The 12563-nt window shown below is 60.4% G+C and carries 13 protein-coding genes; 6 read left to right on the top strand and 7 right to left on the bottom strand.

Translation table 11 applies throughout. The features are described from left to right. Window positions 1–83 precede the first annotated feature (83 nt). The 5 genes from ACA048_RS12400 to ACA048_RS12380 form a co-directional block, all read right to left on the bottom strand. Window positions 84–1022, bottom strand: coding sequence for a quinoprotein relay system zinc metallohydrolase 1 (locus ACA048_RS12400; RefSeq protein WP_497629370.1), 939 nt, complete (start codon window positions 1020–1022; stop codon window positions 84–86). 16 nt (window positions 1023–1038) lie between these two features. Then, window positions 1039–1800: a quinoprotein dehydrogenase-associated SoxYZ-like carrier gene (locus tag ACA048_RS12395; protein ID WP_497629369.1), complete on the bottom strand. Its 762-nt coding sequence runs from the start codon at window positions 1798–1800 to the stop codon at window positions 1039–1041. Window positions 1801–1809: 9 nt separating this feature from the next. Beyond that, entirely contained in the window at window positions 1810–2685 is an 876-nt protein-coding gene (locus ACA048_RS12390) for a substrate-binding periplasmic protein (protein ID WP_497629368.1), read from the bottom strand. A gap of 4 nt (window positions 2686–2689) precedes the next feature. Then, window positions 2690–3151 (bottom strand): cytochrome c-550 PedF, encoded by a 462-nt coding sequence (gene pedF / locus ACA048_RS12385; RefSeq protein WP_497629367.1) that lies wholly within the window; start codon window positions 3149–3151, stop codon window positions 2690–2692. 159 nt (window positions 3152–3310) lie between these two features. Continuing rightward, window positions 3311–3433, bottom strand: coding sequence for a hypothetical protein (locus ACA048_RS12380; protein WP_497629366.1), 123 nt, complete (start codon window positions 3431–3433; stop codon window positions 3311–3313). Between the two features lie 157 nt (window positions 3434–3590). On the opposite strand from ACA048_RS12380, the gene ACA048_RS12375 reads away from it, so the two are divergent. The 6 genes from ACA048_RS12375 to ACA048_RS12350 all read left to right on the top strand — a co-directional run bounded on the left by ACA048_RS12375 (window position 3591) and on the right by ACA048_RS12350 (window position 8700). After that, on the top strand, window positions 3591–4775 hold the full coding sequence (locus ACA048_RS12375; RefSeq protein ID WP_497629365.1) for an ABC transporter substrate-binding protein: 1185 nt from the start codon (window positions 3591–3593) through the stop codon (window positions 4773–4775). A gap of 40 nt (window positions 4776–4815) precedes the next feature. Then, complete coding sequence (locus tag ACA048_RS12370) at window positions 4816–5790, top strand: YVTN family beta-propeller repeat protein (protein WP_497629364.1); 975 nt, start codon at window positions 4816–4818, stop codon at window positions 5788–5790. Continuing rightward, window positions 5787–6527: an ABC transporter ATP-binding protein gene (locus ACA048_RS12365; RefSeq protein ID WP_497629363.1), complete on the top strand. Its 741-nt coding sequence runs from the start codon at window positions 5787–5789 to the stop codon at window positions 6525–6527. The genes ACA048_RS12370 and ACA048_RS12365 overlap by 4 nt, the downstream gene beginning before the upstream one ends. After that, the gene (locus tag ACA048_RS12360) at window positions 6524–7315 is read left to right on the top strand and encodes an ABC transporter permease (protein ID WP_497629362.1); all 792 of its coding nucleotides are present in this window, start codon (window positions 6524–6526) and stop codon (window positions 7313–7315) included. Before ACA048_RS12365 ends, ACA048_RS12360 begins: the two co-directional genes overlap by 4 nt. 105 nt (window positions 7316–7420) lie before the next feature. Continuing rightward, entirely contained in the window at window positions 7421–7978 is a 558-nt protein-coding gene (locus tag ACA048_RS12355; RefSeq protein ID WP_497629361.1) for a PQQ-dependent catabolism-associated CXXCW motif protein, read from the top strand. A gap of 56 nt (window positions 7979–8034) precedes the next feature. Beyond that, complete coding sequence (locus tag ACA048_RS12350) at window positions 8035–8700, top strand: response regulator (RefSeq protein WP_223516949.1); 666 nt, start codon at window positions 8035–8037, stop codon at window positions 8698–8700. Window positions 8701–8831: 131 nt separating this feature from the next. Here ACA048_RS12350 and nahK read toward each other — a convergent pair whose 3' ends face one another. Next, window positions 8832–11465 (bottom strand): hybrid sensor histidine kinase/response regulator NahK/ErcS', encoded by a 2634-nt coding sequence (nahK, locus tag ACA048_RS12345; RefSeq protein WP_497629360.1) that lies wholly within the window; start codon window positions 11463–11465, stop codon window positions 8832–8834. Beyond that, window positions 11395–12558 (bottom strand): nitric oxide-sensing protein NosP, encoded by a 1164-nt coding sequence (nosP, locus tag ACA048_RS12340; protein ID WP_497629359.1) that lies wholly within the window; start codon window positions 12556–12558, stop codon window positions 11395–11397. Before nosP ends, nahK begins: the two co-directional genes overlap by 71 nt. Window positions 12559–12563 lie beyond the last annotated feature (5 nt).

Below are 12563 nucleotides of genomic sequence, written 5' to 3'. Positions count from 1 at the left end.
CTTGGGCGCCGCCGCCCCGACAACAATTACCCGCAATATGGAGATTCCTAATCCCTTAGTAGCGGGTCGAATGAGTTCAAGCGTTACTTGGCTGCGCCGGAATCCACCCGGGTCATCTGCCCACGCTCGTAGCGCGGGTACAAATGACTGACGCTGCGGATCAATTCATAACGGCTCAGATTGATCCCGGCAAAGTGTTCGGGGATGGGACTGCGGATCATCTCGGCCATGTCGCTGCCGCTGGCCGCGCCCTCTTGCAGCAGCTGGTCGAGCCAGGTCAGGTAATCGCGCATTTGTTCGAAGGGTTGTGGGTCGCTGGCCACGGGGCCATGGCCAGGCACGATCAGCGTCCAGGGCAAGCCCTGCAGGGTGGCGATGTCCGCCAGCCACACCGCCAGTCCGGGACTGTTCGGAGTGGTCAGGGCCCGTTGATAAAACACCAGATCCCCGGCAAACAGCACGCCGGTTTGCTGGTCGAGAATAGCCAGATCCGCTCCCGTATGCCCACCCAGGCCCAGCAAGCGTAAATCGTGATTCCCAAAACTGAGTACGCCTGGTGTCACGACCTGATTGGGCAACACCACTTCGGTGCCACGCATCCAGTCACCCACCATTCGATACATATTCTCGGCCATCGCATCACCTTGTTGATGCAACAGCTCAGTCGTCCCCGCCAGGGCACCGATGGGCACGTCAGCAAACGCCTGATTGCCCAGCACATGATCCGGGTGATGGTGCGTCAGGAACACCTGAACCACCGGTTTATCCGTGATCGCGGCAATCGTCTTGCGCATGGCCTCGCCGTAACGCTTCGACGGCCCGGTGTCGATGACCACCACGCCGCGCTCGGTGACGAGGAACGCGGTGTTGACGATATTGCCGCCGTTGGCCTTGGCGAAATTATCCGTGCTGCCTTCCAGCAGCCAGGTGTCTTGGGCGATCTGCCGGGGCTTGAGTGAATACTCAAGGTCGGCCATGGCCGGCAGGCTGACGCTCAACATAATCAGCAGTATCCAGCGCATGACACGCTCCTTTGGGTCAGGGGATTGACGCATCAAATTCATTGCCGCTGTTGTCCCGAATGAACAGACGCGTCTGCCCTGCCCCTTCAATGTCGAAGGCCAGGTTGGGGTTTTCGCTGACGGCGGGAAACAACTCCAGCCGCGCCAGCAGCTGATCGTTCAGATCCCTCAGCTGCGCATGGTTGATGAAGAACTCCGGGATGCCACTGACCATGCCGTTGTCCATCGGGTGCGCCACCTGCACGCGCAATCTGCTGAACTCACTGCGAGGATAGCGACCGCCCAATACTTCGCCGATGTGCTCCTCCCAGCCTGGCTGCGTACGCACGACGCTCGGTGCGGTGCAGCCGCCACCTGCGGCATCAATCAAGGTCGAACCGACATGCCACACCCCGTCGCGGGTCAAGACCGCCGCGCGCAAGGGTGTGGCCTGTTCGATACGGATGCGAATCGACAGCCACGGCAATACGCGGTCCAGCGGCTGGAAGTCGACGATCCTGGGCAACGGGTTGAGCTCGGCCCAGGCGAGGATTTTCACCACCTCGCCCTTGAACGCCCGCGCATCGATTTCCAATGGTACCTGCCGGGCATCTTCGGCAAACGGTGGCGCCAGCAGCTTGACCCGATCATCGAAGACAAAGGGTGCGTCACCGAGCATTTGCTTGTGATAGAACGCCCACATCACCGATGGCACCGGGTCTTTACCCGGATCGATGTCCGCAGCATGCACGGCCAAGGGTAACCAACAGGCTAACAGACACGTCATTCGCCAGCTCATCACCCGCTCCTATTGATACATCTCCGGCACGTCATACCGCAGGCCGTAATGGCTGTAGATCGTCTTCACCGAACCCTCGCGGATCAGGCCTTCCAGTGCCTCTTCCACGGCATAGGCCAATTGCCGATTGCTTTCGTGCACGGCCATGCCGATCTCCCAAAGCTGCTTGCCCATGTTCGGATAGGCGTTTTGCGCCAGTGCCACTTGCGGGTCGTGCGCCTCATGCACCTGCCAGTCGATCTCCCCACGCATTGCCATGACCGCGTCGACCTCACCGGCCTTCATCGCGGCAAATGCCTGGGGCACGCCCGGATAGTGGTGGGTCTTGCCGGCGAGCATGCCGTTGAACACCGAGGTCAGGTAGAACGACGGTACGCTGTCGACCTCGACGCCAATCGGGTGATGCTCGAACACGGCCACGCTGCCGACCTTGTCCAGTCGGCGTTGATCGAATGCCACCTGCCATTGCTCGGTCTGGTAGGGGCCGAACATCACCACATGACCGTTTTCCATTTCGCCGAATGCGTTGCGCTTCTGGGCGTAGTCACGGTCATAGGGCACACGCATCATCAGGTCGGCCAGTTGCTGGTTGTGCAACGCACTGGCGCGCCATATGTAATCGCGCAGATCGTCATCGAGTTTTTCCCCGGCGGGCGCCCAGATCAGCGTCAGGCGTACACCGAGAGCCTTGGCCAAGGCCTCGGCAAGCTCGACATCCACGCCTCGGGGCTGGCCGGCCTGTTCAAAACTGTAGGGGGCGAAGTCCTTGTACACCGCCACTTTCAGCTCCCCGGCGGCGATCATTTCGTCATAGTTGCGAACCTGCGCCTGCACCGTCTGGCAGCACAGCCACACAGCACTGATCAACACCGCGAGCAGACGCATGAAATCACTCCTCGACGTGAACGCTGTCCAGGTAAGTGCGCACCGCCCATAACGCTTCCTGGCTCAGGTAGTCGGCCATTTTTGGCATGTAGACCCGCCCGTCACGCACCGCGCCATGACGCACGCGCTCGACGAACCACTCGTCTCCTGTCTCACCGACATCGAGCATGCGCAGGTCGGGTGCGATCCCACCGGACTTGGCTTCCAGGCCATGACAGGCCGCACAGTTCTGGTTGTAGGCCGACGACCCGATTTCCAGAGCCTTATCGCGCTCCGGGGAGGTGCGATAGGGGTTGGCCGCCGCCCAGCCATCAGCGTCGACCGGAACACCGGCGTCCTTGATCGGGGTCAGGCCATTGGTTTCCACAGCTTGAGGCACCACGTTGCCGTGAGCCCACACGGAACCTGCACTGATAAAGCCGGCCAGCAGCCCGGTCATGAGCAAAGCGTTGCGTATTGTTGTCATTGTTATGCCCTCAGGATTGCACGCAAAACCTCTTGGCAGAGGCTATGGCACCCATCTTAGAAACGGCATCGCAATCACCCCATGCTGCTTTGGTGGTCGCCTTCTAGTCCCTTGGTAGTAAGGCGATGGATGCACACCTCACGTATATCGCCAACAGGCCTAGTGTCCCGGTCTGACGGGCAGGATGTGCAATGGCAAAGGGTGCGGACCGTGGAGCCGGTCGACTCCGATCAGGGTCAGAATCAGCAAAATCGGCAGGAGCAGCGCTTTGATAATTCGCATGGACGTTCTCCTCCAGGGCGATAGCCATTGAAACCCATGCTAAAACCGCGCCGCCGGGCCCGGGTTACTACCTTGGTACTGGCTCACCGGTACTTTCTGCATATTTCTTCTGCTCCACAGGCTTCCTATGCTGGCGCTACCTGTAATGGAGCGTCCTATGCGCCTGCTAGCCCCTTACGCTTTGCTGTACCTGCTGGCGATTGCCTGCGCCGCCGGCCTGGCCACCCAAAGCCAGGCTGCAGAGGCGCCGCTAGAGGTGCGAATCGGCTACCTGGGCTATCGCCCCGATCCGGGACCGATACTGTCGAATGTCATTCCCGAACCGACCGATGCCGGGCTGCGTGGCGCCGAACTGGCGATCACCGACAGCAACAGCACCGGACGCTTTCTCAACCACAGTTACACCCTGGACAGCGCCAGCGTCGACAGCCCCAAAGCCTTGCTCGACGCGGCCAAAGCCCAACACGCACAGGGGCTGCGTCTGTTTGTGGTGAACGCACCGGCCGACAGCTTGCGCCAACTCAGCGCCGCCCTGCCCGACAGCCTGATATTCAACGCCGGCAGCCCCGACGACAGTTTGCGCACTACCGACTGCCTGCCAAACGTGCTGCACAGCCTGCCGAGTCGGGCGATGCTCGCCGATGCACTGGCGCAATTTCTGGTGGTACGTAGATGGCAACGCGCGCTGCTGATCGTCGGCCCGACCGCAGACGATCAAGCCTACGCCGCCGCCCTGCGCCGCGCGGCAAAGCGCTTCGGGCTGCAACTGGTGGCGGAGAAAGCCTGGAGTTTTGATAACGATCAACGTCGCAGTGCCCAGGCGGACATGCCGCTGTTCACCCAGACCGCCGAATATGACGTGGTGCTGGTGGCCGATGAACGCGGCGACTTCGGTGAATACGTGCCCTACCAGACCTGGTACCCGCGCCCCGTTGCCGGCACGCAAGGGCTGACCGCGGTGGGTTGGCACAAAACCGTGGAAACCTACGGCGCCGCACAGTTGCAAAAGCGTTTTGAAGCCCTGACCGGCCGCTGGATGAACGACCGCGACTTCGCCGCCTGGATGGCCGTACGCAGCATCGCCAGCGCCGTGAGCAAACTGCGCCAGACCGAGACGATGGCGATCCGTCAGCTGGAAATCAGTGATCAACTGCCGCTGGACGGTTTCAAGGGGCGCAAGCTCAGTTATCGCCCATGGAACGGCCAGTTGCGCCAACCCATTCCCATCGTCCAACCCCGCGCACTGGTCAGCACCTCGCCGCAGGACGGCTTTCTGCATCCCTTCAACGAAATGGACAGCCTGGGTTACGACAAACCCGAGGTCAGCTGCCGCTTTCCCTGATCCAACTTTCCACAAGAACTACAACAAAAAGGAATCTGCCATGCGCCGCACCCTGCTCTGCCGCTCCCTGCTTTCTTGGGCCCTGCTGCTCGCCGCCGGGCATGCCGCGGCCAGCACCGCGTGGGTCTCCAACGAAAAGGACAACAGCCTGAGCCTGATCGACATGCAGACCCTGCAAGTCACCGACACCCTGCCTGTCGGCCAGCGCCCACGCGGCCTGTTGCTGTCCCATGACAACAAGCTGCTGTACATCTGCGCCAGCGATTCGGACCGGGTCCAGGTGATGGACGTGGCCACGCGCAAGATCATCAAGGAGCTGCCCTCGGGCAAAGACCCCGAACAATTCGCCCTGCACCCCAATAACCGCTGGTTGTACGTCTCCAACGAAGACGATGCGCTGGTCACGGTGATCGACACCGAAACCTCTAAAGTGCTCAGCCAGATTAACGTCGGCGTCGAACCCGAAGGCATGGCCGTCAGCCCCGACGGCAAGTGGGCGGTGAACACCAGCGAAACCACCAACATGCTGCACTGGATCGACACCAGCACCCAGACCCTGGCCGACAGCACGCTGGTGGATCAGCGACCGCGCTTTGTCGAATTCGATCAGGACGGTTCGCAGCTCTGGGCGTCGGCGGAAATCGGCGGCACCGTGACGATTCTCGACGTCGCCAGCCGCAAGATCCTCAAGACCCTGAACTTCCAGATCAAAGGCGTGCACCCGGACAAGGTGCAGCCCGTGGGCATCAAGCTCAGCGCCGACGGCAAGTACGCTTTCGTCGCGCTGGGCCCGGCCAATCATGTGGCGGTGATCGATGCCAAGACGTTCGAGATTCTCGACTATCTGCTGGTCGGGCGGCGTGTCTGGCAGTTGGCGTTCACACCGGATCAAAAGCAACTGCTCGCCACCAACGGCGTCAGCGGTGATGTGTCGGTGATTGATGTCGACAGCCTCAAGGTAAGCAAATCGGTGAAAGTCGGACGCTACCCTTGGGGCGTGGTGGTGACGCCATGAACGTCCTGGAAGTCAGCGACCTGAGTTTTGCCTACGGTGCTCGGGAAGCATTGCGCCACGTGAATTTCAATCTGGCTGCGGGACGTTTCGCCGCATTGCTGGGGCCCAATGGCGCCGGCAAATCGACCCTGATCGCCCTGCTGACCCGGCTCTATGACGTGCAGCACGGAGACATCCGGGTCGGCGGCTATTCATTACGCGATGCCCCACGCCCGACGCTCAAGCAGCTGGGCGTGGTGTTCCAGCAAAGCACCCTGGACCTGGACCTCAGCGTCGAGCAGAACCTGCGGTATCACGCGGCGTTGCATGGTCTGTCCCGGCGCCAGACCGGAATCCGGGTTGAAGCTGAGCTGACCCGTCAAGCCCTGAGCGAACGCCGAAGCGAACGAGTGCGCGAACTCAATGGCGGCCATCGTCGCCGGGTGGAAATCGCCCGAGCCCTGCTGCATGAGCCGCGCCTGTTGCTCCTTGACGAAGCCAGTGCCGGACTCGATCCGGCCAGTCGCGTGGCGCTCAATCAGCACATACGCAACCTGTGTCGCGAACATGCCATCAGCGTGCTTTGGACCACGCATTTACTGGACGAAGTGCAGGCCAGTGATGACTTGCTGATCCTCCATCAAGGCCGGCTGGTGGCCAGCGGACAGGCCGATGCGCTGAGCCTGGAACATGGCGGCGACCTCGGTTCAGCCTTCACTCGCCTGACCACTTCGGCAATTTCAGGAGCGATGCGATGAATGCTTACTGGCAATGTTTCAGCGGTATCGTGCTGCGCGAATGGCTGCGTTTTGTGCTGCAGCGCACGCGGTTTCTCAGTGCCCTGGTGCGGCCGCTGTTATGGCTGCTGGTCTTCGCGGCCGGTTTCCGGGCGGCCTTGGGGATCGCGATTATCGAACCCTACGACACATATATTCCGTACGAGGTCTACATCATTCCCGGCCTTGCCTGCATGATCCTGCTGTTCAACGGCATGCAAGGTTCGCTGTCGATGGTTTACGACCGCGAAATGGGCAGCATGCGCGTGCTGCTGACCAGCCCCCTGCCCCGGACCTTCCTGCTATGCAGCAAGTTGCTGGCCACGTCGCTGATTTCCCTGTTGCAGGTGTATGCCTTTCTGGCGATCGCCTGGATCTATGGCGTGCAACCGCCGGCCATGGGGTTACTGATTGCCTTGCCGGCGTTACTGGTGGTGGCGTTGATGCTCAGTGCCTTGGGCCTCTTGCTGTCCAACGCCATACGTCAGCTGGAGAACTTTGCCGGGGTCATGAATTTCGTGATCTTTCCGCTGTTTTTCCTGTCCTCGGCGCTGTATCCGTTGTGGAAGATGCGTGAAGCGAGTGAGTGGCTGTACTGGTTGTGCGCGGTGAACCCGTTCACCCATGCGGTGGAGCTGGTGCGGTTTGCCCTCTATGAACGCTTCAATCCGCTTGCGCTGGCCGTATGTGTGGGGCTGACGATCGTATTCGCGCTACTCGCCGTGCTCACCTTCAACCCACAGCACGCAGCGCTGCGCAAATCCAACTAACAATGGGGAAATTACTACTTTAGTACTGGTTTACCTGTCTATCGTCGCATTCCCAAAGCTCCCCGCCTGGCATGTAATAGGTCCATAACTATAAGGATCGAACCCATGACGCGTGCCCGACGTTGTCTGTTGCGCCCTACTCTCGCTGCGCTGTCGCTGAGCCTGTTGCTGGGTAGCGCGCACGCCGAATCACCGCTGTTTTCCGCAGACGGCTATCGCATCGGCCTGTACCGCAGCCCGACGCCGGACAGCCTGCAAGGCGCGACCATTATTGACACCGGTGCCCTGCAAACCCTGCTCAGTCAAACCCCGACACCGGTACTGATCGACGTCTACCGCCGCCAATGGCTGCAAGGGCAATTCATCGACGACCAGCCCCATGAAAACCTGCCCGGCAGCCACTGGCTGGCCAATACCGGCGACGGCGACCTGACGCCCGACTGGATGGGTTACTTTGCGCGTAACCTCAAGGCATTGACCGCAGGGGATCCGGCACGACCGCTGGTCTTCTATTGTCGCGCCGACTGCTGGTTGAGCTGGAACGCGGTCAAACGGGCGGCCGCCATGGGCTATAAGACGTTGTATTGGTACCGCGATGGACTCGACGCCTGGCAAGCGGCCAACCTGCCCGTGACGCCCGCCCGGCCAGAACCTTTCCCCTGATCTTTACGCTGGCGTGTTGTTGCCACACCCTAAACAAAATAATGAGGTGAAAGGCCGTGTACAAAATTCTGATTGCCGACGATCACCCGCTGTTTCGCGAAGCCATTCATAACGTCATCAGCGATGGTTTTCCCGGTAGCGAAGTCATGGAAACCGCCGACCTCGACAGTGCCCTGGCACTCACCCAGGAACACGACGACCTGGACCTGATCCTGCTCGACCTGAACATGCCCGGCATGCACGGGCTCAACGGCCTGATCAATCTGCGTAACGAGGCCCCGACCATTCCGGTGGTGATTGTCTCTGCCGAGCAGGACAAACAAATCGTCCTGCAAGCCATTACCTACGGTGCAGTGGGTTTCATCACCAAGTCCTCACCGCGCACCCAAATGACCGAGGCCATCCAGCAAATTCTCAACGGCAACGTGTACTTGCCCCCGGACATCATCCGCGCCACCCGAACCAACACCCCCCGCCGGATGAACGACACCCCGAGCTTCCCCCCCGAATTGCTCCAGGCCCTGACCCGCAAGCAATTGCAGGTGCTTGAACGCATGACCAAAGGCGAATCGAACAAACAGATCGCCTACACACTGGAAATTGCCGAAACCACCGTCAAGGCCCACGTCTCGGCAATCCTGCGCAAACTCAACGTGCACAACCGGGTGCAGGCAATCTTGAGTGCCGGGGATATTGATTTCGGGTCTTACTTGCGGCGTTGAGGTTTACCCGACAGACCGGGTCGCCCCCTTCGCTGGCAAGCCAGCTCCTACAGAATCACCTCAATCCTGTAGGAGCTGCGGTGCGACGATTCGACTTGCCAGCGAAGGGGCCCTCAAAAGCACTACTACGCTCAAGGCCTGCCGAGCAAATGACTCATCGCCGTCTTGAGTTTCATCGGCCGCACCGGTTTGTGCATCAGGGTGTGGCCCAGCTCGCGGATCTGCTGTTTGAGTTCATTGCTGTAGTTGGCGGTGATCATCATGGCCGGGATGGGTGACGCACGACGCGCATTGATCCGGGCCACGGCGTCGACGCCGTTCTGATCGTTGTCCAGATGGTAATCAGCGATCAACAGGTCCGCCTCGGCGTGGTAGTTGTCCACTTGTCGCGCCAGGTCCTCTTCCGACAGCGCCGTTACCACCCGACAGCCCCACCCTTCGAGCAAGGTGCGCATGCCGGCGCAAATGGTCGCGTCGTTGTCCAGCACCCACACCCGTGCCCCGCGCAGGCGCTCAAGCATCGGCTCACTCATCTGCAACGTCGGCAGCGGCTTCGGTGCGGTTGCGCTCAACGGTACTTCGACCGAGAACATCGAGCCCTTGCCCGGCCACGAGCGCACATGAATGCGATGCCCGAGGATGCCGGCAATTTTCTCGACAATGGCCAGCCCTAGCCCCAAGCCGCGATCTTGATCCGGACGCTGAACGTCACCGCGTTTGAACTCCTGAAAAATCTCTTCCAGGCGGTTTTCGGCGATGCCCATGCCGGTGTCCCACACCTGGATCAACAACCGCTGATGAATGCGTCTGCACCCGAGTACAACGCGGCCGCTGTAGGTGTAGCGAATCGCATTGCTCAGCAGGTTGCGCAGGATGCGCGCCAGTAATTGGATGTCGCTACGCACCAGAGCCGAACAGGCAATGAAATGCAGTTCAAGGCCCTCACTACGCGCCACTTCGGTGTATTCAGCCGCAAGGTTTTCCAGCAATTCGCTGAGCGCGAACGGCGCAATATCGGCTTTGATGACTCCGGCATCGAGTTTGGAAATGTCCACCAGAGTGCCCAGCAGGTTCTCCACATCTTCCAGGGAGTTACTGACATTGCGCACCAGAATCTCGTTGGAGATCGGTTCGCGTCGCTCCAGCAACGCACTGGTAAACAAGCGTGCGGCGTTGAGCGGTTGCAGCAAGTCGTGGCTGACGGCCGCCAGAAACTTGGTCTTGGACAAGTTGGCTTGCTCGGCTTCGAGCTTGGCCTCGCGCAAACGGGATTCCACCTGGCGACGCTCTTCGATTTCACGCAACAACTGGCCATTGAGGGTGGTCAGCTCCGCCGTGCGTTCGCGCACCCGCAACTCAAGATTTTGATACGCCTGATGCAGCGCCTCGGCGGTGCGACGGCGTTCGGTGATGTCGCGGATCAACACGAAAATCCCCACCACCTCGCCCGTGGACAGCCGATTAGGCACGTAGGAGCGCAGCATGTAGCGCTCCTGATTATTGACGTTGGTTTCGGCGAACTCGAACGTGACGCTCTCGCCGGCCAGGGCCCTTGCCACGTAAGACTCCAGGCGCTGGTAATGCTGTTCGCTGTGCACTTGCCGCAGACTTTGGCCGAGCATCACGCCTCGGGGCCAGCAATACCACTCTTCGTAGACCTTGTTGGTGAACTCGTACACCAGATCGGCATTGAGGTAGGCGATCAGCGCCGGTACGTGGTCGGTGATCAGGCGAATCCAGCGCTCGCTTTCACTCAGCGTCTCGGCGTGCTGGTAACGCTCGGTGATGTCGGTAAAGGTGTTGACGAAACCGCCAGTCGGCAACGGGTGCGTGCGGATTTCCAGGACCCGGCCGTCATAGAGGCGTTGTTCGCATTCCTGTACCGGCCTGCCATTGCCATCACGACTGGCCGGGGTCAGCAAATTCAACTCGGTGTCGGCGATCACTTCAGCAAACGGTCGATGGGCAGCGACCGGCGCCAGCCCGCTCAATTCGAGGAATCGCCGGTTCCACAATTCCAGAATGCCCTCGGCGTTGACCATCGCCACGCCCTGGGACAGGTTATCGACCGCCCGCTGCAACAGATGCGACTTCTGCGCCACGGCCTGTTCGCGGCGTATGGCTTCACTGAGTTTGACGTCAGTAATGTCAGTGAACAGGATGACCCGTCCGCCTTCCTGAGTCGGCCGCTCGCTGACTTGCAACCAACGTCCGTTCTGCAAGCGGTACAGCAGACTCTCGTCGGCATGCCCGCGGGGTTCTTCGGTGAAGAGCCCATTGCTCATCATCAGGCGCTTGACCTCGGTCAGGCGCATGCCCGCATTGATCCGCACCCGGCTATTGCGCCAGAACGCCTTGAAGCGACTGTTGAACAAGACGATTCGCTGCTCGGCATCGAACAAGACAAAGGCATCGGAAATGCTCTCGATGGCATCGATAAGATGTCGATGCGCCGTTTCGGCACGCAGGCGTGCCTCGCTGAGCAAATGGTTGCCGGCCTTGAGTTCGGCCATGGCCTGGTTCAAGGCGTCGGTGCGCTCGCGGACCTGCTCGGCCAACACCACCGAATGCTGAAACGCCGCGTACGGGTCATTGCCCCGGGTGATGCCGGACTCGATACGCTCGATCAGCGCAGCGTTGATGCGCTGCAGTTTATGGTTGTCGAGGCGCAGGCTGACCAGTTCGGCCTGCAGCTCAGCGATGTCCTGGGGCACGGCCGCGGGCAATGGCAACGCCGGTGAAGGTCTGGTTGATGTGCATGCCATTGAACTGTTCTCCGTAGGTGTTGAAACCCATCACCCGCTGCTCGCGCAAAAACGTCCCGATATCGTCGAGACGGCCGTCGTCTTCCAGTTCCAGACGCCTGAGAAAACAGTCACAACCGATGGTCAACAATAGGTCACCCAAGCGTTCCTCCAACCCCTCGAACAAGCTTTTCAGGTTCGGCAACATGGGGCCTGGGGTCATGGCGGTGAGCACGATGCCATTCTCCACGGCGCAGTAAAAACTCAGGCTCAAGTCCGCATGCACCTGCTGAATCGCGCGCACGTAATACTGCTCGTTGATCCTCACGGCCAACGGGTGCGCGGCGAAGATTCGGTGATCCAGTTCACTCACTGGCACGCCGATATGCCGGGCGTATTCCGCGGCGGCGGGTTCCGCGTTGAGTTCATAGACACGGCGCGAGGCGCTGTCGGCCCCGGTGACCACCAGTTTTTCGGCTCTGGGCAAAATGTGGTGGGTGGTGAACACTTCGAAATCCAGCCAGGTATTGACCAGCACGACCACCGCCGCGCCGCTGTGAAATGCGCCATCGAAGTACACATGGGTATGGGTCAGGTAGTTGTCGTCACCGGCCGAGCCGCCGAAATGGGGAATGTCGCCCAATGCGGCACTCAAGGCTGCGAGGACCATTTCTTCACGGCTGGACAAACCATCGAGCAGGGTCAGGGCAAAACTGTTGCCCTTGATCGGTGCCAGGGTGTTACTGCGACAGCCGCTGACCAGGCGCTCGACCATCTGCTGCGCATCGATCAGGCTGAAGTGTTCCATCTCGTCGATCAATTCGAGCGCAATGGAAAAGTGCCGGTGATCGAACCCCACCGCCGTCACGCAGTTGCGTCCATAGCCCAACGGGGTGATTTCCCCGGCACTGGTGCAACCCACCAGACGAATACCCCCGAAACTGTGTTTCAAGGCCTCACCCAGCGCCTGCAAGTCATACTCGGCGGAACAGAAAAACAGCACGAAGCCCAGATGCGGGTGCAACAATTGACGCGCCAGTTCCTGCGCCACTTGCCGGGCATCGGTGGCCTGGGACATTGCGCTGACGACACCTTCACCCTGGACCTGCTGCATCGTCG

The organism is Pseudomonas sp. LBUM1659 (assembly GCF_059716045.1).
The sequence above is the reverse complement of the archived record's forward strand: the minus strand, read 5'-3'. Positions and strand labels throughout refer to the sequence as shown.